At 44.6% G+C, this 25,564-nt stretch carries 29 protein-coding genes; 24 read left to right on the top strand and 5 right to left on the bottom strand.

All coding sequences use genetic code 11. From position 1 onward, the window contains the following. Nucleotides 1–3: 3 nt before the first annotated feature. The 3 genes from ICL55_RS26730 (at nt 4) to ICL55_RS26740 (ending at nt 2,033) form a co-directional block, all read left to right on the top strand. A complete protein-coding gene (locus tag ICL55_RS26730; RefSeq protein WP_188103359.1) occupies nt 4–228 on the top strand; it encodes a hypothetical protein in 225 nt (74 codons plus the stop codon). A gap of 311 nt (nt 229–539) precedes the next feature. Then, the gene (locus ICL55_RS26735; protein ID WP_188103361.1) at nt 540–1,580 is read left to right on the top strand and encodes an RHS repeat domain-containing protein; all 1,041 of its coding nucleotides are present in this window, start codon (nt 540–542) and stop codon (nt 1,578–1,580) included. 3 nt (nt 1,581–1,583) lie between these two features. Then, complete coding sequence (locus tag ICL55_RS26740) at nt 1,584–2,033, top strand: hypothetical protein (protein WP_188103363.1); 450 nt, start codon at nt 1,584–1,586, stop codon at nt 2,031–2,033. Nucleotides 2,034–2,082: 49 nt separating this feature from the next. Here the strand turns inward: ICL55_RS26740 and ICL55_RS26745 are convergent, their stop codons facing one another. Then, entirely contained in the window at nt 2,083–2,355 is a 273-nt protein-coding gene (locus ICL55_RS26745) for a helix-turn-helix domain-containing protein (RefSeq protein ID WP_223151617.1), read from the bottom strand. Between the two features lie 226 nt (nt 2,356–2,581). On the opposite strand from ICL55_RS26745, the gene ICL55_RS26750 reads away from it, so the two are divergent. The 15 genes from ICL55_RS26750 to ICL55_RS26820 all read left to right on the top strand — a co-directional run bounded on the left by ICL55_RS26750 (nt 2,582) and on the right by ICL55_RS26820 (nt 14,620). After that, entirely contained in the window at nt 2,582–2,809 is a 228-nt protein-coding gene (locus tag ICL55_RS26750) for a SymE family type I addiction module toxin (protein WP_188103365.1), read from the top strand. Continuing rightward, nucleotides 2,796–2,954: a CHC2 zinc finger domain-containing protein gene (locus tag ICL55_RS35675; RefSeq protein ID WP_188103367.1), complete on the top strand. Its 159-nt coding sequence runs from the start codon at nt 2,796–2,798 to the stop codon at nt 2,952–2,954. Before ICL55_RS26750 ends, ICL55_RS35675 begins: the two co-directional genes overlap by 14 nt. A gap of 2 nt (nt 2,955–2,956) precedes the next feature. After that, complete coding sequence (locus tag ICL55_RS26760; RefSeq protein WP_281392630.1) at nt 2,957–3,667, top strand: toprim domain-containing protein; 711 nt, start codon at nt 2,957–2,959, stop codon at nt 3,665–3,667. A gap of 15 nt (nt 3,668–3,682) precedes the next feature. After that, nucleotides 3,683–4,114: a hypothetical protein gene (locus tag ICL55_RS26765; protein ID WP_188103369.1), complete on the top strand. Its 432-nt coding sequence runs from the start codon at nt 3,683–3,685 to the stop codon at nt 4,112–4,114. Further along, a complete protein-coding gene (locus ICL55_RS26770) occupies nt 4,059–4,910 on the top strand; it encodes a hypothetical protein (RefSeq protein WP_188103371.1) in 852 nt (283 codons plus the stop codon). The genes ICL55_RS26765 and ICL55_RS26770 overlap by 56 nt, the downstream gene beginning before the upstream one ends. A gap of 227 nt (nt 4,911–5,137) precedes the next feature. After that, nucleotides 5,138–5,932: a tyrosine-type recombinase/integrase gene (locus ICL55_RS26775; protein WP_188103373.1), complete on the top strand. Its 795-nt coding sequence runs from the start codon at nt 5,138–5,140 to the stop codon at nt 5,930–5,932. Further along, nucleotides 5,929–6,201: a site-specific integrase gene (locus ICL55_RS26780; RefSeq protein ID WP_188103375.1), complete on the top strand. Its 273-nt coding sequence runs from the start codon at nt 5,929–5,931 to the stop codon at nt 6,199–6,201. Before ICL55_RS26775 ends, ICL55_RS26780 begins: the two co-directional genes overlap by 4 nt. A 12-nt stretch (nt 6,202–6,213) precedes the next feature. Then, complete coding sequence (locus ICL55_RS26785; protein ID WP_188103377.1) at nt 6,214–6,792, top strand: tyrosine-type recombinase/integrase; 579 nt, start codon at nt 6,214–6,216, stop codon at nt 6,790–6,792. Between the two features lie 1,386 nt (nt 6,793–8,178). Further along, on the top strand, nt 8,179–9,186 hold the full coding sequence (locus tag ICL55_RS26790) for an RHS repeat-associated core domain-containing protein (RefSeq protein ID WP_188103379.1): 1,008 nt from the start codon (nt 8,179–8,181) through the stop codon (nt 9,184–9,186). A gap of 13 nt (nt 9,187–9,199) precedes the next feature. Beyond that, nucleotides 9,200–9,586 (top strand): hypothetical protein, encoded by a 387-nt coding sequence (locus tag ICL55_RS26795; protein ID WP_188103381.1) that lies wholly within the window; start codon nt 9,200–9,202, stop codon nt 9,584–9,586. Nucleotides 9,587–10,089: 503 nt separating this feature from the next. Continuing rightward, nucleotides 10,090–11,145, top strand: a complete 1,056-nt coding sequence (locus ICL55_RS26800; RefSeq protein WP_188103383.1) for an RHS repeat domain-containing protein — start codon at nt 10,090–10,092, stop codon at nt 11,143–11,145. A gap of 50 nt (nt 11,146–11,195) precedes the next feature. After that, a complete protein-coding gene (locus ICL55_RS26805; protein WP_188103385.1) occupies nt 11,196–11,753 on the top strand; it encodes a hypothetical protein in 558 nt (185 codons plus the stop codon). A gap of 571 nt (nt 11,754–12,324) precedes the next feature. Further along, on the top strand, nt 12,325–12,777 hold the full coding sequence (locus ICL55_RS26810; protein WP_188103387.1) for a hypothetical protein: 453 nt from the start codon (nt 12,325–12,327) through the stop codon (nt 12,775–12,777). Nucleotides 12,778–13,624: 847 nt separating this feature from the next. Continuing rightward, nucleotides 13,625–14,056, top strand: coding sequence for a hypothetical protein (locus tag ICL55_RS26815; RefSeq protein WP_188103389.1), 432 nt, complete (start codon nt 13,625–13,627; stop codon nt 14,054–14,056). A 75-nt stretch (nt 14,057–14,131) separates the two neighbouring features. Next, a complete protein-coding gene (locus tag ICL55_RS26820; RefSeq protein ID WP_188103391.1) occupies nt 14,132–14,620 on the top strand; it encodes a hypothetical protein in 489 nt (162 codons plus the stop codon). A 139-nt stretch (nt 14,621–14,759) separates the two neighbouring features. Here ICL55_RS26820 and ICL55_RS26825 read toward each other — a convergent pair whose 3' ends face one another. Further along, nucleotides 14,760–15,368, bottom strand: a complete 609-nt coding sequence (locus ICL55_RS26825; RefSeq protein WP_188103393.1) for an FMN-dependent NADH-azoreductase — start codon at nt 15,366–15,368, stop codon at nt 14,760–14,762. Nucleotides 15,369–15,475: 107 nt separating this feature from the next. On the opposite strand from ICL55_RS26825, the gene ICL55_RS26830 reads away from it, so the two are divergent. The 3 genes from ICL55_RS26830 (at nt 15,476) to ICL55_RS26840 (ending at nt 16,971) form a co-directional block, all read left to right on the top strand. After that, nucleotides 15,476–15,856 (top strand): winged helix-turn-helix transcriptional regulator, encoded by a 381-nt coding sequence (locus tag ICL55_RS26830; RefSeq protein WP_188103396.1) that lies wholly within the window; start codon nt 15,476–15,478, stop codon nt 15,854–15,856. Nucleotides 15,857–16,024: 168 nt separating this feature from the next. Next, nucleotides 16,025–16,468 (top strand): SMI1/KNR4 family protein, encoded by a 444-nt coding sequence (locus ICL55_RS26835; protein ID WP_188103398.1) that lies wholly within the window; start codon nt 16,025–16,027, stop codon nt 16,466–16,468. A 104-nt stretch (nt 16,469–16,572) separates the two neighbouring features. Continuing rightward, nucleotides 16,573–16,971, top strand: a complete 399-nt coding sequence (locus tag ICL55_RS26840) for a DMP19 family protein (protein WP_188103400.1) — start codon at nt 16,573–16,575, stop codon at nt 16,969–16,971. Between the two features lie 162 nt (nt 16,972–17,133). Here the strand turns inward: ICL55_RS26840 and ICL55_RS26845 are convergent, their stop codons facing one another. Next, nucleotides 17,134–20,019 carry an SGNH/GDSL hydrolase family protein gene (locus ICL55_RS26845; protein WP_188103401.1) on the bottom strand — a complete coding sequence of 962 codons (2,886 nt, stop codon included), beginning with the start codon at nt 20,017–20,019 and terminating at the stop codon, nt 17,134–17,136. 12 nt (nt 20,020–20,031) lie between these two features. Next, nucleotides 20,032–20,463, bottom strand: a complete 432-nt coding sequence (locus ICL55_RS26850; RefSeq protein WP_188103403.1) for a hypothetical protein — start codon at nt 20,461–20,463, stop codon at nt 20,032–20,034. A 489-nt stretch (nt 20,464–20,952) separates the two neighbouring features. On the opposite strand from ICL55_RS26850, the gene ICL55_RS26855 reads away from it, so the two are divergent. The 3 genes from ICL55_RS26855 (at nt 20,953) to ICL55_RS26865 (ending at nt 22,594) form a co-directional block, all read left to right on the top strand. Then, on the top strand, nt 20,953–21,336 hold the full coding sequence (locus ICL55_RS26855) for a hypothetical protein (protein WP_188103405.1): 384 nt from the start codon (nt 20,953–20,955) through the stop codon (nt 21,334–21,336). Nucleotides 21,337–21,689: 353 nt separating this feature from the next. Beyond that, nucleotides 21,690–22,010, top strand: a complete 321-nt coding sequence (locus ICL55_RS26860) for a YrhB domain-containing protein (RefSeq protein WP_188103408.1) — start codon at nt 21,690–21,692, stop codon at nt 22,008–22,010. Next, complete coding sequence (locus ICL55_RS26865; RefSeq protein WP_188103410.1) at nt 22,007–22,594, top strand: hypothetical protein; 588 nt, start codon at nt 22,007–22,009, stop codon at nt 22,592–22,594. The genes ICL55_RS26860 and ICL55_RS26865 overlap by 4 nt, the downstream gene beginning before the upstream one ends. A 514-nt stretch (nt 22,595–23,108) precedes the next feature. On the opposite strand, the gene ICL55_RS26870 is transcribed toward ICL55_RS26865, so the two are convergent. Beyond that, entirely contained in the window at nt 23,109–25,484 is a 2,376-nt protein-coding gene (locus tag ICL55_RS26870; protein ID WP_188103412.1) for a ribonucleoside-diphosphate reductase subunit alpha, read from the bottom strand. Between the last annotated feature and the right edge of the window lie 80 nt (nt 25,485–25,564).

Consider the following 25,564-nt stretch of genomic DNA (forward strand, 5'->3'; position numbering starts at 1 on the left):
ATTATGGATAATTATATAAGAAATTCGCAGATCTTGATTGAAAATAATTGGATAGAAGTTGAGCCTATGTCTTTTAGACATAATATTGATAAAGAATTGGAGATATTATTTGACACTTCTGACCAGATTGAGATATACAAAAAAGGAAAGCGAATAGGCGGATTCTATATTAAGGATTCCGATTATTTACTTCAAATTATTCATGGCTTAACTGGTGGGTCTATTTGAATCAGACAATTCTTTTTCAAGTAGGAATTCTCTACGATTTACCTTAGTAAGCATTGTATCAAAATCATGTTACAGTGCTTGTCAAACTCTTTTCTCTTCGGATGTCTTTTACCTTTTAGTGAACTGAAAAAAATAGCAGCCATACAGTAGCTTGCTTTGGTATGTGGGTGCCTGAAATAATCGTCAGCGGCGGTACTATCGGCAATGCCACTACGCTGTGGGACAGACGAATCTGATCCGGTATGAGCTGTCTAATCACTTAGGGAACGTGATGGCCACTATTTCTGACGCTAACCACCGTGCTCTCAGCGATGGACTATGCGCCGTTCGGGATGCAGATGGTGGGGAGGAAGTGGAATTTGAAAGGGGTATATCGTTATGGGTTTAACGGGAAGGAAAATGATAATGAAGTAAAGGGGGAGGGGAACCAGCAGGATTATGGGATGAGGGTGTATGATCCGAGGATAGGGAAGTTCTTATCTGTAGACCCACTATCCAAATCCTATCCATGGAATAGTACATATGCTTATGCAGAAAATAGGGTAATAGATGGTGTTGACTTAGATGGAGGAGAGGTTTTACATTACTCGCTGAATTTGAAAGATGGCAGGGCGACATCAATTTCTTTAGATAATGTTCAGCGTACAATTCCTTGGAATATAGAAACCATTTTGGAAACCAAAATGAGAATAGATGTTCCTGCTGAACAGTTTGGGAAGGCCTACGTATTACACTTTGGATATTACCGATATGCTTTTGGTAGTATGCGTGAGATGGCTGGTGCAATTAAAGGGCTTAATAAGTACTTGGATAATGGTGGTAGTTTGGGCAGTTTGCATTCGCTTCCTGGTGTGCCTTACAATAAAACATTGGAATATGCTGATGAATTTGGAGAAAGTTTACAGAGGGTTGGTAATCTTGCAGGAGCTGGCGCAACATTAGGCGTCGGACTTAGAAATCTAGTTGGATATTTTGGTTTTGAGGTGCCGTTAGGAGGACGTTATAAAGATATTCCTAAAAAGGAATACTTTGATAATCATGAATTACCATCAAAATCTACATTGAAAAAGTTTGGTATTCCAGCTGGCGATGCACCTGCAGTTCAGATGGAAACACCAGCTCATAATTTAACAGGAAGTTTTAAAAATACCCGTAGTGCTCGTGAATTTAGAGCTCGTGAAGCATTATTGATAGAAGAAAAGAAATATAACGAATTGTGGAATTTTGTTGAGAAAGATTACAGACAGGCAATGAAAAATGCAGGTTATGAAGTCAATGAGAGGGCTCTTAATCAGGCGAAAAAATATTTCTTCGAGGAAACAGTTCCAAAATTAAATACTAATACTAAATAAGCTATGATATTAGATATTCTGCCGTATGAAAGAGTCGGAGATATTTATTTAGGCTCAAAGAAAGATGCGATAAATAAAGCTCTGGGTGATAAATTTGTGTTTATGACTTATGATTATAGTACGGATACTGCTGATTACTATAAGGAGTATGGGCTCAGTTTTGATTATGATGATCTAAAGAACTGTATCTCGATCAATGTAGAAGCTCCGTCAGTAGCCATTTATGATGGTATAGATGTGCTTAGAACTAGTTTTTCAGATTTAAAATCCATGTTCATAAGTAAAGAGAAGAATGCTTTTGTTGATGATAATAATGTTCTGTTCCTTGACTTAGGAATAGGGTTGTCATTTGGTGATGGTGAAGAACTGGAAGGGCAATCTCCAACAGTTTTGACCATATTTATTAAAGGCTTGTTTGATAAGTACATTCAAGAATATGAACGCTTATGGTAAAAGAGCTTTTGCACATAAATAGTAAACCCCGGTCACCGACCGGGGTTTACTATTTATGTGCAAAAGCCTTTTTAGTTCTAGCGTTCTGTAATAGGCTGTCGATAGTATATAAAATACAGTGTTTATCCTCTTCAGGTAGTGAGTTGATCTCATTAAGACGCTGTAACATGGCAGGGTCTTTAAATGTACTGCTACTGGAGGCTTCACCGAGCAAATAACCGACAGTAGTGTCCAGGAGTCGGGCGAGATTTTTAGCGACTTCAATGGAAGGCAGCATCTCATCCCGTTCATACTTGCCAATGACAGTGTATGAAGTTTTCATCTGCTTAGCTAACTATTGCTGGGAGAGGCTTTTAGCCTCCCTGCACTCCCTGAGTTTTTTACCGAAAGTAGCCATTTTTAAACTGGATTAGGTACTAAATGACCGTATTCTACGGTGTTTTTGCAAATAAATAGTACTAATAGGCTACAGAAAAATCTGAAAAAGTTTGTCAAATAAATATGATTAAGTGTGTTTGTATTGGATTGGGTACAAAAAATATTTTTTCATGGAAACACGAAATAAAACTACGCGGCGTGCGAAGGTGCATGGCCGTTGTCAGGAAGTGTACAGGCTTTATCCTGATGGTCGTTCCGGTTACCGGGAAGTGCCGTTATTACGAATCGGAGGTTTATGGATGGAGAAGGTAGGTTTTAAGGTGGGTGACCAGATAGAAATCAAAGTAGAGAATGGAGCCCTGGTCATTAAAAAGCTGCGTGGTCATGGAAATCGCTGAGATCAAGCAACAGCTGTCGTTATCAACGGTACTACAACACTACGGGTTAAAACCAGATAAGCACCTTCGCCTGCATTGCCCGTTCCATGATGATAAGACACCCAGCCTGCAGGTGTATACCCGAAAGCCGCCACGGAACGACTGATACTGACGGAAGCGATTATAGACGCAGCTACGTTGCTCCAACAATCCGCTGTTACCAGTTCTTATAGTGTGTTGTCCTGCTATGGTACGAATGGGTTTACACAGGAACATCAGGCAGCCATCCGGAGCCTACCCCACTTAAAAGAAATCATTTTTGCTTTTGATGGTGATGATGCAGGCCGCAAGGCTGTTGCTAAATACGCTGCGTTGCTGCGGGACCAGCTGCCGCAGGTAGTTATCAGTAGCCTGGAGCTGCCAGCAGGAGACGATGTTAACAGTGTGTTCCTGTCTCATGAACCGGGTGTTCTGGAACATCTGTTAAATGAACGAAAGGATTTTTTTGCTTCATCTGAAAAAGTAATTACTACACCCGCGACGGTGGCCACTTCTGTGGTGGTATCACCAGGACTTGATACCGGTAATCCCTATAAGCTAGGCTACAGTACTGAAAAGATAAATTATTATGTGCAGGGAGGGTTGAGTAAAGTGCTGGACAGCATGAAAGTTACGCTGGTAGTGGAACGTAGGGATAACGGGCAAAAGAGCCGTAATAAGGTTGACCTTTATGAGGACCGTCAAATCGATAAGCTGGCCCGTGAGGTAGGTGAGCGGCTGCAGTTGGACGTGTCCCTGTTGGAAACCGATCTTCACCGGTTAACGGACCTTCTGGACAGTCATCGGGAAAAGGAGCTGGTACCACCTGTTGCAGATTAAGGTCCGGCTAACGGTGTGTATCCACTGACAGAGCAGGAACGCAGCACCGCCACAGCCTTTTTAAAAAGCCCTGATCTACTGGCGCGGTTAAACGAACAGCTGGGCAGGACTGGTATAGTAGGTGAGGAAAAGAACCGATTGTTTTTACTGCTGATCGCCCTTAGTTATAAAATGCCTGAAACCCTCCATGCACTGATACAGGGCAGTAGCGGCAGCGGTAAGACACGGTTGCTGAAACAGATATCAGACTGCATGCCACCGGAGAAAGTCACCCGGTTGACACGTGTCAGTGATAAGGTGTTGTATAACTATCCGGAGCATTATTTTATGAACCGGTTGTTATGCCTTGAAGATATAGACGGGTTGAGCGAAGAAGCAGAGTTTGCGTTCCGTGAGTTTGCAAAGCAACGGAGAGCTGAACAGTGCTACCAGCATCAAATTGGATAACGGGCAGATCACCAGTGGACAGAAAACAGTAAAAGGCCCTATTGCATCACTGGCCTGTACTACACGGGGGGAAATCTACGAAGATAACATGAGCCGTGTGTTCCTGCTGGCGGTGGACGAAGGCGCAGATCAGACGAGCCGTATCATAGGTTACCAGAACAGTAAAGCGTCCGGCCAGTTAGATGGCAGGGAAGAAAAGGAGGCACAGCGCTTCATACAACACCTGGTACGGGCTATAGAGCCCCATGCTGTTATAAATCCCTATGCTGGCCGTCTGGAGCTTCCATCTGATGCGCATAAGATCCGCCGTCTGCATGATCTGTTTTTGAACTTTGTCAAGATGATCACGTTGGTACATCAGTACCAGCGGGAAAAAGATAGTAAGGGTCGTTTAATTACGGAAATCCAAGATCTTGAAATGGCCGTAGATATTATGTTCGACAGCATCGTGCTGAAAGTAGATGAACTGGATGGAAGTCTGCGGCAGTTCTTCGAGCAGTTGAAAGGTTGGCTGCGCAAGGAGTACGGCGAAAGCTGTAAGACGGCAGCGTTTACCCTGCGTGAAGTGCGTCAGGCCCTCCGGTGCAGCAAGATGCAGGTGTTCCATTGTTTTACAGATCTCCATCGTCTGGAATATGCACGTCAGCAGGGCGGCCATGCCAACCGTGGTTTTACCTATCAGGTAATCTACTGGGATAATTACGCTGCATTGCGTGCCCGTGTAAAACAACATCTGCAGCTGCAGATCGATGCCCTCAAAGATGTTACGTCAGCCCCCTCCATGTTACACCAGTGAAACACCAGCGAAACGCCAGAATCCTTTGCCATAGCCTAAATGTGCCCTGGCGTAACGCGTAACCAAAAAATGCTCAAGGGTCTTTTTGAAAAATGTCCTACTGATAGCCCTTGCATCATAGCATTAACTACAAATAATTATTTACGGTAAAAAAGTATCAGGAAGTAATGAGGCAGGTCATAGACTGTTTTAAAACTTACCTGTCCATACTTGGGTATAGTGCAGGTATGCAGCGAATGCTGCCTGCCTGTGTGCATGATTTTTTTGAGTATGGGCAGTACAGCGGCCCGGATGTGGTCCGGGCGCCGGACATCATCCGTTTTTATGAATGGCTGCACGAGCGTCCGTTAAAGCGTGGCGAAGGTGCGTTGAGTGAAGTGATGATCTATCATTACGTGTATGCGCTACGGGTGTTCTTTAGCTGGCAGCAGCAGACAGGCGGTGTTATCATTAACCCGGTGAGTTGCCTGCGGTTCAAAAGCCCTGTTGTAGGCCATCGTGAGCCACTGACGGTTGCGGAGGTACAAACACTGTTCTCTGCTGCGACCACTCTTAAAGAACGGGCCGTGCTGCATCTTTTTTACAGCTGTGGGCTAAGACGCAGCGAGGCCGTGCGGTTGCAGCTATCAGATGTTCACTATCGTGTGCAGCTACTGTATGTACGGTCCGGCAAGGGAGAGCGTCGGCGCGTGGTACCGTTGACGGGGCGTGTGGCGCGTGAGCTGGAACAATATGTTTTACAGGAGCGTGGCAGGTCCCGGTATAGCGGTGCTGCTTTTATGCTGAACAGTGCAGGGCGGCCCATGCGAGGTAAAACTTATGTAAGCCTGCTCAAAGCCCTGTTGCGTAAAGCGGGACTTAGTGCGGAGATCAGCCCGCACTACCTGCGCCACAGTATAGCGACGCATTTATTACAGGGAGGTATGAGCATGGAATACGTACGTGACTTTTTAGGTCATCAGTGCCTGGAGTCCACGCAGGTCTATGCGAGGCCCGGCCCGCAGCAAATACAATCGTTATGACCTTACAGCAGTATCTTGAAAAACATTATACGCCTGCCACGGCAGCGGGTTATCACCGGGAGATCAGGATTTTTTTATGTAACTACGGTCATGCCGAAGCAGCAAGTTATAATGACCTGATAGCCTATGTGGGTGTGCTTCGGGAGCGTTATGGCAATGCCTCGACGCTCAACCGTATCCTGTGCAGTATTAAAGCGTATTATGATTACCTGTGCCATGAGGGCAAGCGTAGCGATCATCCAGCCCGTACGATCCTACTAAAAGACTAGCGTAGCCGTGATGTGCAGCTGCAGGACCTGTTCAGTCCTGAAGAGCTGGAACAGTTACTGGAACGTAAAGAGCGATATAAGACGCTGTTTTACCGTAACCGGGTGTTAATGGGACTATTGATCTATCAGGGGTTAAAGCCGCAGGAAATGGCTCTTTTAAGTCTGGAAGATATCAGTCTGGGGGCAGGTACCATCTACATAAAACCCACCGCCACCACCAACAACCGCACGTTATCGCTGAAACCGGGACAGATCCTGTTAATATACAGCTACCTGCATAGTGTACGTCCGCAGTTGCTGAAAAGCCATGATAGTGATGCGTTGCTGATCGGCCACAGAGGCCAGCCGATGAGCGCGGATGATATAGTAAAGCATGTTATCAGGAGCTACCGGAATATGTATCCCGGACGTGAAGTGACTGCTCAATCTATCCGTGGCAGCGTGATCGCTAACCTGCTGGTGCAGGGTCATGATATAAGTGTGGTACAGCGGTTCGCAGGGCATAAATATCCATCCAGTACGGAGCGGTATAAACAAAGCCAGGTGGAGGTGTTGAAAGCAGCGATAGAACAGTATCATCCGATGAAATGAAAAAAATCATTATTATTGTACAAGTAACAACTATTGTATAGGCTAACGACCGGTTCGAATCCGCTCGGGACCTGAGCCCTTGGTCTCGAATCTAGTCGTCCCGACGAAGAGCATCTGACTGTTAATCAGAGGTCTTTAAATACCTAGGTGTCGAATCTCCTCCTTCGCACGGAAGTACGACAGACTCTGACTCTGTTGTACCTGGTTCGAGTCGCTCGAATCCAGTCATCCCGCCAAGGGGCACCTGACTCATAATCAGGGTGCCCTTCTTCCAAAAAATGTATAGAGCAACTGCCTTCTAAGCAGTAGGTCATTGGTTCGAATCCAATCCGGAATACAGTGTGGGTTCAACTCCCATCTGGGGTTATTATTGTTTTTTAATTGGCCCAAGTGGAGATGGCGGGAATCGAACCCGCGTTCCAAGTTTTTTATCGTGGTTCGAATCCAGTGGGGGTAGCAAAAAAGGACAGAGTTCGAACCACTGGAAAAGGCAGTTAGGGGCTCGAATCCCTTCTTCTCCGCCCGCTGACTCTTCATCAGCTGGTCTATGAGCATCAGATTGTGGTGCTGAGGAGCGTGTGCCCAGAACAGGAATCGAACCTGCACAGGTAAAGTTGGCGTTGCGATAGAAATGCAGTAACCCCGTTTATGCAATATAAAGCCTTTATGTTAAAGGAAAATCGGTCTCCCTCTGGCCGTCGGCGGCAAAAAAGACGCGCCAGGGTTCCGCTGCGCTCCACCCTGTCACGCTTTTTGCGCGCTCGCCGTCCGCCGGTCGGGCAGCCTGCCGGTCTGGCGGGCAGCTTATCAGGACGGCTGTTTTTATGGCCGCCAGCCCTCAGCTGCCCCATTTTTGTCTGCCCCCTGCCGTCCCCCCGGGGCCTTCCATTTACGATTTTGCCGTCCGCTGCGCTCCCGGCCAGACAAAGGTCGAAGGCGCGGCCTGCTGTGGCTCCGTGCGGGCGGGCCCTTCGGGACCCTCGCCCACACTCTCACCCCAGCGGCCCCGGGGGGAGTGGCGGCGGGGGCGGCGGAGCCCTGATTAAGCGGGAGATTATAGCTGCCAGAGGTCAGTTCCCTGATCCACCAGCGGGAGAACAAGCTGCGCGAACACCAGCGATAGTTCTTCGATCATCGTTGAATAATATTGCTTGCGTCCGGAAGAACGGAGGATGCGATCAGCCGCAGTACATGGGCTGAGCACTGGTCCGCTGCCTGGCGTTAGGATATATGCCTCGACGTTAGTAACGCATCCTCCGTCCTCCCGGACGCGCTTGCCGCGCGAGCGCCCATCCGGATTTTTTTCTTTCAACTGAAAAAAACAAATGAGGGAAAAGGGATATATTTATGGGAGTTCTTTGAGTAAGCGCTGAACAGAGCGGCGGCGTGCCTGGTGATGGCGGTAGTGGCGGTACAGATGGAACGGCGCGGGGATATAGGTATGGGTTTAACGGGAAGGAGAATGATAATGAAGTAAAGGGGGAGGGGAACCAGCAGGATTATTGGATGAGGATATATGATCCGAGGGTTGGAAAGTTTTTGAGTGTAGACCCGTTGACGAAATCTTATCCATGGTATACACCCTATCAGTTCGCAGGAAATACTCCGATTCAAGCAATAGACAGGGATGGCGCTGAGGAAGAGTTAAGTCAATTTGGTAGTGCATTTAGACAGAGAGCTGCAATGCAGAAAGCACACGCCGAGCAAATTGCAGCGAAGATGTGGAAGATTCCAGAAAGTCACATAGCGATATCAGACATATACGGAAACGGTTGGATTGGCCCAGAATCTAGAACCAGAGAAAGAGTAGCCGGAATAAAACGTGATTACGATGTCGCCCTAGGTGAAGCTCTGCAAGGGCCTATTGCATCTTTAATGTATTCAATTAGTGGGGATGAAGATGTATTTAAGGGACAAGCTGTTGATCAAATATACATGTCGTTTGGTGGGATTCCTGCGGAGAATTCTAGTGTGTTTCCACGAAAGGCGAATACAGAGGGGGTAAAGCAACTTCCATATACAGGGGCAAGATATAACAGATTTTTTGGAAAAATGCATCCAATGGTAAAGACAGTAGCAGAAGCTATAGATCAAGCTATGCCAAATACCGTTTTATCAGTCGAGAGAGATATGATAGATCCTAAAACAGGACGGACATTGACAGATTTGGATGTTGAACTAAATAACTTTGTGATTGAAGTCCATGATGGCAACGGAAAGAGTAAGCGTACTCAAATTAATGACAGGATTAAGCCGAACGCTGGTGGAAGGACTGTTATTTTCTTTAGTCCACCGATGGGAGGAGCAGTAGAAAAAAGCTTGAGAAAAGATAACACACCAGTATTTAGAGATATCAAAGAGTTATTGAAATTTATAACCCCTAAAAACCCTTAAATGTAACAGGATTATGAAAGATGCAATTTTGATTACAGGTTCTACATTTAAGTTATCCGACTTATTAGTGTATGCAAAAAATGCTATTAAATTCGAAGAAGTAAATGAGGCCGAAATTGAATGCAATATACCGTATCAGGTTGGAACCTATTTTTCTATTTCGAAGAATAATAGTACCATAGATCTAATGGAGCCTGGTGAGATAGAATATTTACAATCCGAGTTTGGAGTATTTAATTTTTTTCATTGTCTATTTTATGATTTTCACTATTTACAGGTTTTGCTTGCTTCTATCCCGCCCGATATAAAGGTTATCATTGATAATGATCATGGAAGACTTTTGAAGAAAGAGGAGGTCTTGAAATTTAACTCATATGAGGAATTTGCCATGTGGCCATAGGGATTTTCCGAGTTCGATTATGTAGTTTGGTGTTGGGAATATAGTAATACTATAAAGGAGTAGGGGATAATTTACTCGAGGTTAGGAAACACACATTATACTCAACGATGTACTTGCCAAACGAGTGTTATCGGATTGAGATCTACAAGCAAAGAAGGCGAGTAATCGGATTCCGTATTGGAATCCGATTTTTTACTTGAAATTATTCATTACTTAGCTAGTGAGTCTATTTGACTTAGACAACATATTTTTCGGGTAAGAATTTTCTAAGCTTCATCTTGGTAGGCATTATATTAATAGTAAATTACAGTGCTTGCCAAGTCTTTCTCTCTTCAGATGATCTTTTTAGCGATCCGGAAAGAACAACAGCTATACAGCAGTTTCGCCTTGGTGTGTGGATGCTTGAAATGAGCGTCAGTGATGGTGCTATCGGTAACGCTGCTACGCTCTGAGGGCAGACGAACCTGATCCGGTATGAGCTATTTAATCACTTAGGGAATGTGATGGCGACTATTTCTGATGTTAAGACCGGTACAGATGCGACGGTGTTCTCAGCGACGGACTATGCGCCTTTTGGGATGCAGATGGTGGGGAGGAAGTGGAGTCTGAGCGGGGGGTATAGGTATGGGTTTAATGGGAAGGAGAATGATAATGAGGTGAAGGGAGAGGGGAACCAGCAGGATTATGGGATGAGGGTGTATGATCCAAGGATTGGGAAGTTCTTATCTGTGGATCCGTTAACAGCCAATTATCCTGATTTGGGTGCTTATACTTATGCTGCAGATAATCCAATCAGGCTTATTGATGTACAGGGTATGGGCCCTAGTGATCCACCTGATCAATCTTGGCCTCCGCGGCAATCCACAGGGGGAAAGGTAGCGGAATTTATATATGCAGTTTTTTATGATTTTCCGTTTTATACTGAAAAAGGTAAGAGGTATTCAAAAGAGTTATTAAATGCTACAATGCCTTCGGCTCTGGGAACTATAAATGGGACTGCAAGTAATGTTACCTTTTCTACCCGGTCAGCTGAAAGTATAGGGTTGAATGAGGAACATGCAAAGGCATTTAATAATACAACCACGGTTAGTGCCCATGGGTCGGCGCGTATGATTGGAGGAGGTAGTTCTGGAGCGGCGCCTGCTTTGGCTGTGGCAAGTGATGGATTGGTTGCTCTGAAATCAGTGACTTTACCACTTCGCTCTGCTTTAACCTTGTTGTCAAATGCAGCGTCGTCTCAAGGTAGTTCAAATGATGACGGGGCAGAAAAGCTTTCAGATTTTAAAGAAGACCTACCTAACCCTTTTAATGGGATTGATAAGAAACATTTAGGGGCGGCAATTGGAGATATGAATGGTCGTCCCATCATAGATCCAAGAAGAGGTAAGGTGTGGGACCACTTAGATGACATATCTGGTCATATGAGAAGTTTGAATGGAAGAATAAGAGAGTTAGAGAAGTTAATAAATAATGGAAAGTTTATGGGAGGTGTTCTTGATGAGGCTAAAACTTGCGGAGCAACCTACAAAAACAATATGATTCTTATCGGACGATGTTAACGAATGCTGCAAATGAAACTGGTACTAAACTAAATTTGAAGAAAGAGTAGATGAGTAAGCAAATGAATGAGGAAAAACTGATTTGGAGCGAGATAGATAATATAAATGACAGTAGCACTAAACTGTATAAGTATTTATATGATCTATATTATACAGACCGTATCAAAAGCGTGTCTTCAATAGAGAAGGTTTTAGCATCTTATTTGGGTGATAGCCGCTCTAGTATAAGGCGGGTTGCTATTTATGGATTGCTATTTGGATTAAAGATTCAAAAAGAAAAGTATCGCACTAAAGCGATACAATTTATCAATGAGCCTGATAGTGATTTAGATTTGAGAATGTTTAGTTTGTCTGGCTTATCGCAAGCTTACATGGGGACTTCAGATGTAGCGCTTTTAAAATTGTTTTATTCGCTGTATGGTTCGGATGAAGATACTGATATGAGGGCGACTTGCTTTGCCGGAATGTTAAGAATATTAGGGTTAAGTACAATGGAGATTACGCAGATGAATGGAGATGTAATTATTACGCAGGAGGATATAAATTTGGAAAGGTTTACTCAACAGCTTGATGAAATTAAAACAATAGTTGCGGACAAGAAATCTTAAGTAACACTAGTAGGTTGCAATGATGCCTTCAGCAGCACAACTGATGGTATCGTTATTTAAGAATTGCTTGTAGTTTAGATTTAGCGAGGAAAGCATCCGGGAGTGAGTATACGCACTCTTTATCTCTGTCTGAAAGTTCGTTAATCGCATTAAGCCGCTTTGTCATCTTAGGGTCTTTAAGTATGTTGGTGTTATTTGCCTCTCCAAGGAGAAACCCGACTGTAGTATCTAAAGCATCGGCCAGTTTTCTAACTACATCAATGGAAGGCAGCATCTCATCCCGTTTGTAGTGGCCTATGAATATGATGAAGAAGCTAAGAAGTATGTTAGGAGTAGACAAAGTAGGTTATGGAACCACTATTCAGGAGAAAGGTGGATATAGCCCGACTATGGTTTATGACGATGAAGGTAATTTAAAATCTTCTCTTAGTGCCGGAGTAAGGAAAGAACCCGAGGTATTATAAGGATATAATATTAAACAATGGATATACATCAATTTATCAAAAAGATTAACAATTTGGTTCCTTCGGTAGAGCAGATATTAGACGGGCGAAGAAAAATGAATCATTCGATGAGCTTAGAGGAAGCGGAGGAATATAGGGAAGATTCCCTTCTAAGGTATAGTGAGGAAAATGCTAATACTCGTAATGTTTTGGAGGATTTGATTTACAATACAAATGTTTCAAGTATTGGTATAGGAGCAATTAACTTTGACTCGGATATTGAATTTATAGAAGAAGACCTGGGTTGTTTTGCATTCTATAACGATTATTATAATTTTTGTATTAGAAGTTGTGATAATATGATTGTATGTATTACAAAAGACGTGTCAGACTTGCATGTTGTATGTAATACAGCAAATCAATTTTTATCGTTTTTATATTTATACAATTGTTATGATAGATTTATAACTAGAAAAATAATTTCAGGTGAGAATCTTTCTATCGAATTTGAGAAATTAGTAAAAGAGGGATTTTCTAAAAGGTGGATAGATGAGTTGATTGATTTGAAAGGCATTTTTTAGTCCTGGCATTCTGTGACAGGCTGCCGTTAGTATATAAAATACAGTGCTTATCTTCTTCAGACAGTGAGTTGATCTCATTAAGGCGCTGGTCGGAAGTTAGGTTAAGTGGAGGTACAGGTTGGGTTCAAACAGGTAAATTGAAAATTAAAATCAGACAACCTATAAGCGATGAAAAAAAATAACAGGAAAATAGGATTACTATTTCAATCATGTGTAACGTTGTTCTTGGAGCTTTGTATGTTCTACAACCAAAGAATACGAGCAAAAAGGCTTATACATATTTAGATCAAAAAAGTCCAGAATCTTCTGAATTATACTCAATGGAAAATTATCAGAAGATTTTTATTGAGAAGAATGATAGTGTTTACAGACAGTATTTTAATAAATACTATGTGAGTACCCTGTTCAGCCTTTTCTATTGGCTTGTACCTACCATTTATTAAAACCAAGTAAGGAAAATGATCGTGATATTGAAGCAGTTTTGATAGAGTTGAATGGGATGTATAGAAAAGCTCCAGTTTTGAGTATTAAAAGTGAGACGTTTTTAACTGCGGAAGCCCCTGCGTATATCAATGACTCCACTTATTTATACAAACTTGATAGGTTCAAAATAGAAGGGGACGGAATGTCATTGATAAAAACCGATACTATACATTTGAAGGTGAGCCTAAAGGATAACTTAAAGGTTAATTATGGCATTGCTACGCGAATGTTACAATAACTAAATAGTAACCTTGACCCATATAGCATGAAAATGGTTTGATGTTTATTATCCCTTTTCTGATATTGGGTAGGAATTATATCATTCAGGAAGTGATAATTGATATCATCTTTAGATAAATAACCTATGAAGTGTTTTGGCCTTTTAGGGCTGGTGGTGCTGGTTGGCTTTATTATGATGAGCGCAAAGCAAAGTAATAAAACGTACATCCATTTGGACTGCCCTTATAAATATGATTCCGCGGTTGAGATGAACGTTTTTGTTCATGTGGATAACGTGCCGGAATATCCGGGAGGTGATGTTGCCATGTTGAAGTTTATTATCGAAAGATTTAAATATCCGGGGCAGGAGGAGTGGCAGGCTTCTTTTAAACTGCGATTGGTGATAGATGTAAATGGCGCTGTGATTGCTGCCGGAATAATGGGGAAATCCAATGATGACCTGACTCTGGCGGAGAAGGAGTTGGTACGGGTTGTACGTGAAATGCCTCGATGGAAGCCCGGCTCGTGCAGGGGGAAGGTGGTACCTGTCAGCGTTTTATTGCCAGTTTATTTGTAATATCATGATGCGTTGACTAGGGTGGAGAAGAGCCTGGTCTCAATCAAATAATCGCTATCCCTATTTATTATAAACATGAGTCGCCGAATTTTTTTAGGTGCAGTAATTTTAGTGGTTGTCTTATTCAGCTGTCTACCGGTAAAGCATACTGGCCGCAACATTGTCACGGGAAAGGATACAGTTAGCATTATCCATGACACGATTGGGGAACCTGATTTTTTGGTCACTTTGAAAAATAAGGATTCTCTTTATTTTCTGTTTAAAGGTGATTTTGAAGATACTGTTGTGTTGATGCATAATCATGTAAAAATTGGAGAGCATCCGGTATTTAGTAAAGATTATCCATTTCCAGGTCAGACAGATCATACCAGTTTAATGGTTGGTCTGCTTCGTCAGCCTGGAAAGAATAAAATTGAAATTAACCTGGCTGCGTTGAAAATAGGGCTGCGGTTTGATTTAGCGCCGCATTATCCGATTTGTCTGATTGAACACTACAAGGGGAAGTGGATAGTCAGGTATCGAAAACATATCGTAAATATTCCTATTACGATTATACGCATGTAACGAAATTAAATACGAGATAGAAGGAGAAGGCAGCAGGCATTATCAGCTTTTAGAATTAGCTATTCGTACAAAGCAGAACATTTACTTTATTTTTTAACACATCGGGCCCATCATCATGGACCCAATGTGCCTGTTGTCCTTACACCGCAATGGCAATGCTCCCCAATCCGTTTTCCAGCGCCGCGTCGGGTCCTATGATAGCTTGCCCCTCAGCTCTGAAAACGCCCGCTATATCAATGCCGATTAGGCTGAGGAAAGAACGTACATAGGGTTCCGTGAAATCATAGTTTTTCAGGTCGCCTTCTGAATAAATCCCACCGGCAGTCGTGGCGATATACCCCTGCTTGTTTTTCAACAAACCTGCCGGTAATAAGCCTTTTCCGGTATACTTAAAGGTGATTCCCACTCTGGTAATGTGGTCGAAATAGGCTTTCAGGGTGGAAGTGACGGAGAAGTTGTACATCGGGGTCTCTACAACCAGGATGTCGGCGTCCAGTAGTTCGCTAATCGCTTCGTCCGAATACCGGATATTATCCAACTGTTCGGCTGTCCGGTTTTCTGCAGGGGTGAAAAAGGAATCGATGTGTGATTCATTTAGGTGGGGCGGCGGATTTAGGGCCAGGTCCCGTACTGTTACGATACAGTCAGCGTGTTTTTCCTTTATCTTCTCTATGATAGCATTTCCTAACTTCCTGCTGACGGAAGCATCCGATCTCGGACTGGAGATGATGTGCAATATTTTTTTCATTTCTTTTACTGTTTGAGAAGTCAAAACTACCTACATTCGCTAATAAAAGATTAGTAGTAAACAAAAGGTTAGTAGTAACCTACACGTTATTTAACCCGGATAGGCGTATGGAAAATCCAGATTCAAGAGAAGTGAAATGTACCGCTCAACTGTCTGCGGTAGAAGATGCGATGTATGTGCTAGGGGGCAAATGGAAGCTCCGTATTATGATTGCCGTGGTAAATGGCCATCACCGTTTTAATGAATTACAGCGTAGGATTAATGGTATTTCAGCGAGGGTATTATCAACGGAGCTAAAATCCCTGGAATTGAATGGGCTGGTGACGAGAGCCGTCAAAGCCGACCAGACACCAGTGGTGGTGGAATATTTGCCGACCGAATATGCAGCAACGCTGAAGGAAATAGTCGCTGTATTGTCGGACTGGGGATCGAGCCATAAGAGAAGAATTACAGGGAAAGGTGAGGCGCTTGTTGCTAGAGAAGATTAATGAAAGTGGTTGCCAACAGGTCTTTTTGCATGTCGGGCATATTTTGTAGCAGCATCAACTTATTCCTCCGGGAAGGTGGTTGAATTCCGGGAATGATCATTATTCTTCAACAAGCCGATTTAGCTGACGTTTAAAAATTGCTATATTTATACTAATCCCTATAGCCAGATGATAGAAGACATACTCTCCACCCTGAAATATAACAATATACAATTACAACCCTGTTCAGATGAAGATATAGTCATGCTGGAAGATATGCACGGGATAAAGCTTCCCGTAGCATATAAACAATTTCTGGCGGTAGCAGGGAGGGGCGCTGATACGTACATGGCAGGTTCTGATTGGGAATATGAAAAGCTGGATAGCGTTAATAGAGAGGCTATAGCATTATTGGCCTGTCATGGTTGTCAAGATCTGCCGGATAAAGCGTTCATATGTTGGATGCATCAGGGTTACCAATTCGCTTTTTTTGTTTGTGACGGAAATGATGATCCTGCAATATTTTACTACAATGAAACAGCAGGCCGGGCTGATTTTGTTCAAACCTATGATCGACTGAGTGACTGGTTGTATGATGAGCTGGTACTTGCTTCGCTGGAAATACCAGGTTAAAAAAACGTGGTCCTCCTGTGGGGAAAAAGTAACATTAAATATTCAATAAACAGGTAGAGATGGACTGCAATCGGCATTGCAACCTGGTGCTGATTTATTAATTAATGACAGAATATATACCTATACAGTATACAGAACAGGTAAGTAAAGCTTTTGAACTAGCGGTAGGTGGATTAACGGAAGAATGGTTTCAGCTGCAGGATGATAGTTGGTATCAATATGTAACAGCACTTCCTTTGCAATTGCGGGTTGTCTATCTGATTGAGGTTCTGGATGCACAGGTTTTTAACGGTGGTTTTCATCAGTATTTCTCGAACCGGTATGGTATGTTTGCGCTTTCAACCATTGATGCGCTAAGAACAATTGGGGCAGCAGAGAAAAGTTCATTGTTGGAAAAGGCATACACTTTAGTTAATCCAGAGTTTGAGCCGGATGTGTTCAGACAAAAACTCGTACGAGGTGAGATAGAAATGCTGCGTGATAAAACCGTTGTCGCCAGGTAGATGATCTTGATATCGAGTATTATGGTACTTATGAACGGGAGGATTTGCTGGTGTTATTAGAGGATTTTATCAAGGTACATCCGCTAGAATAAAGTGCCTGTTATATAACCAGCAGCCCGGTCTTCATAAAGCCCGGGCTGCTTAGTTTAATCTAAATATCATCTAATCTTCTTGCACGATCAACGCATTAAGATAAGAGTTGTTTCCATTGGTAGCTGAATTGGTGGGAGCATACACAGCTATCTTGATGTTCCCTGAAGCATCTGCCACAGCACTAACAACTGTTTCACGGGACGTGTTATTTGCTGCATCCTGTAATAGCTCTGAACCGCCATTTACACGCCATGCGCCATATCTGATCTCTCCAACCGCAGCACTGCGCGAAGCGTATAATTTAAGAGTGTAGGAACGACCGGGAATAAGCCCTTTGATCAGCAGGTTATCCGTGCCGGTGGTGTATCTCACGGAGTAGTTGAACCAGAAGGCCCTCAGGACGATATCCGGAATAACACCGCTGTTATTGCCGGTGGTGCTGCCGGTTGTGTCGGCTGCCTGCGCGCCGCCCAGGGGTGACCAATAAGTCGAAGAAGTGCTGACGTTATCAACGGTCCAGTTGGTAACAGGGTCGGTCATGATAATACGCTGATTAACGCCGGGGTTGTACACATTGAACCAGCCAGGTATCGACGTGGCCGCGGTCTTACTGAAATGCACCCGGAGCGTTTTTTTGCCGTTGTTATTGGGATACACTTTAACGGTCGCCTGTGCGCTTAATCCGTCTCCGTCGGTGGTGGTGCCGGATACGTTAAAGATAAAAGTGCCGTTGGTCAGACCGGAGAGGCCGGCAGTTGGGCCGGTGCTGTTATTGATGGTAACGGTATTGGGGCCGGAAATCTGTGTCCATTGGTAAGAGGCCATGGTGGCGCCATTAATAGGTACGGCGGTGAGTTGCATCGTACTCAGGGTGGTGCTGCTATCCCGCAGCGTCAGTTGCGGAATGGCCGGCAGGTTACCCATAACGCCGATGTCTATGAGACTGACGTGTGCAAAGGCGCTGTTGCCGCCGGTACGCATCACAATATCAACAGAATCTACACCGGTGATGTGATTGAAGGTGACGGCCCTATTATAGTCGGGAGTACCGGCGCTGGCGTAGCGATTGTCCACCGACTGTGCAGTGGCCCAGGTCTCATCTCCCAGCCGTGCCTGTAAGGTACGGGGAGTGGTATTATCATCCAGGCGGGCGCCCCACAGTTTGATATAATACATATTGGTTTTGATAAGTCCTCTGATACGGAAGGTGACACCATCCGGGTTTTTAGACGAGTGGATGAACATATTATCATATATGGCTTCCATGGGATAATCGCCCACAGGCACCAGAAAACCATTGTAGTTGATGGCCTGGGTGGCGGAGGAACCGAATGTTCCTGTAGGGGAGCCAAGTAGCTGAATGCTCATTTTGGTGCCGGCGTTGGTGGTGGTCCGCAGGCGTGCGATAGCTGCCTGGTCAGCGAAGCCGGTGACGCCACCGATGCCGTACCAGTTGTTCCAGTATTTCCCCCAGCTGTCAGGTGAAACGGTAGGTTTGCCGTCTTTGCCGTTGGAGCCGTTGATGGTATTGACGCCGTCGCCGCCCAGGTCCACAAGCAGCCGGTAGCTGTAATCATTGACGCCGGGGATAGCAGGGTTGTGTTTTTCTTCCAGTGTGGCGATATTGGAGTAGGGGGTAGAAGTACCGTCTTTTAATTCTGCTTTTATACGGAAGAACTGTTTGACAGTATCAAAGCGGGGAAACGACCGCTTTACCACATTACCTTCCTGCTCCTGCGCAAAGATTGCCCAGTTGGTCTTATCAAGGGAAGAATCGATCACGTACCGTTTTACACCTTTGACGGCCTGAAAATAATCGAGCCATCTTTCAAAAAGTGCATTGGCGATCAGCTGATTGCCTGCGCTGGTAAGGTGTATGCCGTCTCCTTTATTGTAGATAGGTAAGATGGCGCCGGGTGTGGCTGGGTCAACAAGGTCTTTAAAGCCTTCTACATACCGTTGTGGCCATATACTTCTGATGCTGTCTGCCAGCTGACGAAGTAATCCCTGTTGCGCAGGTGTGTAGCTGGTACGGGGCTGCGTGGTTTCAAAGAATACCGGTACGCCTTTGAGCATCGCAAGGGTGTCAATCGTCTTCAGGTTCACAATACTCTCGTTGACGGTTATACCGGCAGATGGATCATTGGAAGGCAACGATACAAAAATGAAGTCCGGGCCCATACTGAGGGCTGTTTCTATATTATGCCCAAGGGTGCCGCCGTTTAGAATAGGCAATAGGTCTTTACTGCTATATCCAGCTACGGCCAGGTTCTCCCAGGTGGGATTAAAGGTATTGGCAGTAAGCCAGGCCGCAATTTTATCGCCGAGGCGGTCAGGATAATTTAAGCCATACCCTGCCAGCGTGGAAGAGCCGATACCCACCACTCTGGGATTGATGTACAACGTTTTGGCGTTGGTGCCCCACCGTAGGAGGAAGGCTTTGCCGCTGCTTTCTGAAACGCCCGCTTTCGGCAGGACGGTAGCAGGAGCTACGGGCGATCCGATGTTGACATCGCTGCCATCCAGGGAGAGGTCTATACCACCCAGCGCTTCAATGTAAATGTTGTCGTTAGCTTGCAGCGCTGGATAGAAAACGATCTTGCCGTTCTGGTCATCGATATTAACGCCGTTGGTATTACGCCGGTACTGTAACAGGCCGTTTCTCATGACTTTGATGACGTAGTTGGCCAGTGCGGTATGTTGATAAACGCTGTCGCCGGCAATAGGATATCCGGGATCTCCTACCCTAAACTGGATCGTTTTTCCCAGCTTTCTGAAAAGTGTTTTCCCGTCGCCGGTGTTGAAAAGATAGCCGTTAACGTCTCTGGTTTTGTTTCTCAGCACCAGTTCGGCGTTGAGGATTTTGATGGAGTCTTTTTCTATGCTGATGGGGCCTTGGGCGCTGGCAACAATTCCTGTCAACAGGAAAAAAATGGACAAAATAAGTTTGTTCATGATAAAGGGATTTTAACGTGCATTCACATTGATAATCGTACTGAGCGCTTCTATGTAAATGGTCTCCTGCTGTGCCAGCGGGGGACGGAAAGTGATCCTGCCCGCCACGGTGTCGATCACCAGCGGCTGTTGCAGCAGACCGTTGCGCCATACTTTGATGTTCTTTTGCTGAAGGTCGGGGTGCGTGTAGGTACTGTCGCCTGCTGCCGGAGAACCTGCATAGCCCACGGTAAATTGAATGACTTTGCCTGCTTTCCGGAAGGTGGTGGCGCCATTGGACTGGTTATACAGGAAACCCTGCACCTGCCTGCTTTTGTTGCGGATAACCATTTCTCCGCCGCTTATTTTTAATGAATCTTTTACAGCACTGATGGCTGACTGGGCTTCTGCTCGTCCGAATGACAATACGGTACAGAGGAATAGCCCCGGAAAATAACGTAACATAATGCTTGCTTTAAAATAAAATAATAAAGGGCTGTTGGTAAATAGTATAGGTATCCTTCTAAAGCTGCATGTTGAATCGTACCTGTAGTTGGTATTAGGGTAACTGATCGTATAGGGACTACAGATAGGGTAACATTCTCAATACATGCATCGAATATACGTTTTTTTTGTTGGTTGATATATAGATATTGTTTTTTTTTAAAAGAAGATAACCCTGGTTTTATGAAAAATCCAATCTCAAATATTTACCTTTAGTTTAATGTCTATGCCTGATGAAATGCCTGCTAATATTATTGTTTACTTTTTTATGTGCCTGTTCGGAGTAACAGTCGTCCAAAGAAGTTGTGGTAAACCATTTGGGTGCTGTCGTTCAGAAAAGGAAGAGATGGTATGCTAAAATTATATCAAATTGTAATGGCCGGATGATAGGAGAAGAGTTTAAGAGAAGATAGAACAGGAATAAAAAAAACAAAATATCGGATAAGTGCTATGAAGATAATTGTTACCGAGGCAGGAGAGAAATACATCGTGTTTACGAGTCATCGTGGTCAGGGGACAGGCTTTATTTGTGAGCAGCTTTTTGAGCCAGGAAACACATACTGGGTTGAATTCGATTTTATGGAAGAGCTGAATACCCGCAAGAATACAGCCATTGGAAGTAACAAGGGGCCTGGGTTCTATCGGGATGGTGATTTTACAATCGTCGTTGGAAGTGTGGAAAGTATCTCTGAGGATGACGAGATCTGTCTGAGAGTAGACGCCAGTTGTATTATCCTGGTGTACAAGAATGATGATCTTATAAAGGAAGGGGATCTCCTGGAGATCAGGGTTCGCAAAGATCAGTTTGGAATAATGAGCCATTCATCCTACTGAAGAATAAAACACAATGAACGCCCAGCTCCAGCTTAAACGTTTATCAACATGAACAAGACAAGTGTACCATTTTTTTACTAGCACTTTCTCTTTCCGGTAATATCGTCCTAGGTTGCTTTTTGTATCACGCAATAAATATAAATGACAGCGTGTACACCGATATGAAAAGTCCATCCTGTGAGGAATTATCCAATCCAGAAGAAAAGAATGACAGTGTTTACCGGAGATACTTCGATGAATATTTCGTGAATACGCCGGTGCAATCCTTGTTGTTGGCTTGTACCTACGAATGTTAAAGCCAGGAAAAGAAACGGATGGAGATATAGAGATAGCGCATTTTCCAACTAAGTAATATGATAACAAAAGAAATGGCCATTGAAAAAGTAGAGATTCATTTAAAAGAGATGTCTCTGCAATCATTGTATACCTTTGTCCTGCTTTATGATTACATCGTAGCGTTTGAATATGGTTGGGTTTTCTCTTATCAAAATAAGACCTATATAGAAACAGGTAATGTGTTCGATAAGTTGGGAGGAAATGCTCCGTTGATTGTAAATAAGTTTGATGGAAGCATCACTGTCACGGGAACTGCTCACAGAAAAGAGTATTACATTGATGAATATGTTAAAAAACAAAAAAGAAAAGAGAATAGTGATAAAAGGATAACCCGATGAAACAACCACGCTACTATCTGTTAATAACTGCCCTTGCGATATTTGCCTGCAACCATCCAACCGCTGTTCAGCAGCCAGTTGATACGGTAAAAAAAAGTGTACCTCAAAATACGCAGCCGGAAAAACATGAACCGGTAGTTGTACTGTATGAAAAAGATGACGACAATATTTTGTTCGTAGAAGATGATACCCGCCTGGGTAAATTAGGGTTCTATTGTTACTCAGATTTAAGTATGGTGGAAAAGAATGGGAAACCTGCCTGGATAGACGACATCACACAAGTGCCGGAAGATGAGCCTTTGCTGATGTTGAATGGGAACCCTGTTGCGCTCTCTCAGAAGATGAAAGACTTGCGCATCCTGATGCCTACCTATATCCAGACCTTCGAAATGAAGCATATGCGGTATCTGATGATCAGCCTTAATCTGATTTCATTTTCTACAGGTGGTGGTTGGGCGCATATTTTATTAAAAGTAGATGCTGGAGGCAAAGTGGTGAAGGATAGTTACTTTGAAACCGCGGAGATGGTGGATGCTGAAACTTTAAAAGATGCTAATGGAGATAGCGAGCCGGATTTATTGTAAGTGATTAAGCGTAATGAACAAGTGCCAGGTCTCACGGTGAAAAATCGGCCACCCTGGAGAAAAAATATGCCCGGATGGAGCTTTTTGTAAAGCTAAAAAAATACCATTGCGGCCAACGAGTTATCAAAGAGATGTGTATACGATAGGTGAAGGAAGGATAGTCCTGCAATAATTTGTAAATCATAAAATTGCAGGTGTAGTAAAATATTGAAGGTGGTCTTGTGAACATTACCTCACCGGTATTCCCATCTATGAAATACAGCTTGTGGAGAAGCGCTGCCGCCCGCTAATTAAACAGACTGGCCAGCTGCGAATTTTTCTGCATGAAATCGTTGACGGCAGGCACTTTTTTGATGATCTACATCGCCTTCTGTTCTGCTTTTCTTTTATCCCTGGAGACCTCTTTATATTCTTTCAGTTGCCGGGCGTATTATCCTGCATATACAAACGAAAAATCCCCGGCTGTTGAGACCGGGGACATTGCTAATTATACTTATAAACCCTTTTCTGGTAATCAGGCGCTGCAGGTTACGCAACCTTCTTCCATGGTGCAGACAGCTCCTTCCGGGATGTCGTCGATGGAAACGTCACCGCCTTTGGCGATAACAGGCTGGATTTGCTGGCCGCCTTGTTTTTCAACGGTAAACTGTACCGCCTGGGTAGCTGCCTGTGTACGCAGATAATACATACCGGTTTTGAGGCCTTTTTTCCAGGCATAGAAGTGCATGGAGGTCAGTTTAGCGGCAGTAGGCGTATCTACGAACAGGTTGAGCGACTGTGACTGGCAGATGAACGCGCCGCGGTCGGCCGCCATGTCAATCAGGCTACGTTGTTTGATTTCCCAAACTGTTTTGTACAGTTCTTTGATGTTAGCAGGGATCTCGTTGATATTCTGGATGGAACCGTTAGCGGAAATGATTTTTGTTTTCATGTCATTATCCCACAGACCCAGTTCCACGAGGTCTTTCAGCAGGTGTTTGTTCACCACCACAAATTCACCGCTCAATACGCGACGGGTGTAGATGTTGGAAGTGTACGGCTCGAAGCACTCGTTGTTGCCCAGGATCTGGGAAGTAGAGGCTGTCGGCATTGGTGCCAGCAGGAGGGAGTTGCGGATACCATCTTTAATGATGGATTTTTTCAGCGCGTCCCAGTTCCAGCGGGAAGAAGGTGTGACGTCCCACATATCGAACTGCAGCACGCCTTTGGAGGCTGGTGAGCCCGGGAAGGTTTCGTAGTGACCGTCTTTTTTAGCGAGATCGTTGGAAGCGGTGAGGCCGGCGAAGTAGATGGTTTCAAATATTTCGCTGTTCAGTTTTTTGGCTTCGTCGCTTTCAAAAGGATAACGCATCAGGATAAACGCATCAGCGAGGCCTTGTACACCCAGGCCGATCGGGCGGTGGCGCAGGTTGCTGCGTTCTGCCTCTTCTACAGGGTAGTAGTTGTGGTCGATGATTTTGTTCAGGTTCAAAGTAGCCTGATAGGTTACTTCAAACAGTTTCTGATGGTCAAATACGCCTTCGTTGACGAAGCGGGGCAGCGCCAGGGAGGCGAGGTTACATACGGCCACTTCGTTGGCGTCGGTATATTCGATGATCTCGGTGCAGAGGTTGGAGCTCTTGATGGTGCCCAGGTTCTGCTGGTTGGACTTGCGGTTGGCGGAGTCTTTATACAGCAGGTATGGTGTACCGGTTTCAATCTGAGCGTCCAGGATAGCGAACCACAGATCCTGTGCTTTCACGGTTTTGCGGGCGCGGTTTTCCTGTTCGTATTTCTCGTACAGGGCTTCAAATTCTTCGCCCCAGCATTCGTGCAGTCCGGGTGCTTCGTGCGGACAGAAGAGCGACCAGGTGCCGTTGGCTTCCACGCGTTTCATGAACAGGTCTGGCATCCAGAGGGCATAGAAGAGGTCGCGGGCGCGCATTTCTTCTTTACCATGGTTTTTACGCAGGTCCAGGAATTCGAAGATATCGGCATGCCATGGTTCCAGGTAGATAGCGAAAGCGCCTTTGCGTTTACCGCCGCCCTGGTCCACATAACGGGCCGTGTCGTTGAATACACGCAGCATCGGGATGATACCGTTGGAGGTACCGTTGGTGCCGCTGATATAGGAACCGGTAGCCCGGATGTTGTGAATGCTCAGGCCAATACCGCCGGCGCTCTGGGAGATCTTAGCTGTCTGCTTCAGGGTGTCGTAGATACCTTCGATGCTGTCGTCCTGCATGGTGAGCAGGAAGCAGGAAGACATCTGCGGTTTCGGTGTGCCGGCGTTGAAGAGGGTAGGCGTGGCATGTGTAAACCAGCGCTCGCTCATCAGGTTGTATGTTTTGATCGCAGATTCGATGTCTTCTTTGTGGATACCTACAGACACACGCATGAACATGTGTTGCGGACGTTCCACCACTTTACCGTCTGTTTTCAGCAGGTAGGAGCGCTCCAGTGTTTTGAAACCGAAGTAGTCGAAGGCAAAATCGCGGTCATAAATAATGTTGGAGTCAAGGGTGTCTGCATTTTTCTCAATGATGTCCCAAACTTCGTCAGACAGCAATGCTGCGTTCTTACCGGTTTTAGGATCAATGTAGTTATACAGTTTGCGCATCGTTTTGGAGAACGATTTTTCTGTATTCTTATGCAGGTTGCTTACAGCTATGCGGGAGGCCAGCAGGGCGTAGTCCGGGTGCTTGGTGGTGAGGGACGCTGCTGTTTCAGCCGCCAGGTTGTCCAGCTCTGAAGTAGTTACGCCATCGTATAAACCCTGGATCACTTTCTTGGCCACGTCTATTGCGTCTACATATTCCGTATTAAAACCGTAGCACAGTTTTTCGATACGGGCAGTGATTTTGTCGAATTTCACTGCTTCTTTTCGTCCATCTCTCTTGATTACGAACATGGGTTTGTGAATTTAAGAGGTTAGATAAAATTGGGTTATTTTTTCATTTAGTCATTTCAATATTTAAATGACTAAATAAT

The sequence above is a fragment of the Chitinophaga varians genome (genome assembly GCF_014529945.1).
Lineage (GTDB): Bacteria > Bacteroidota > Bacteroidia > Chitinophagales > Chitinophagaceae > Chitinophaga > Chitinophaga varians.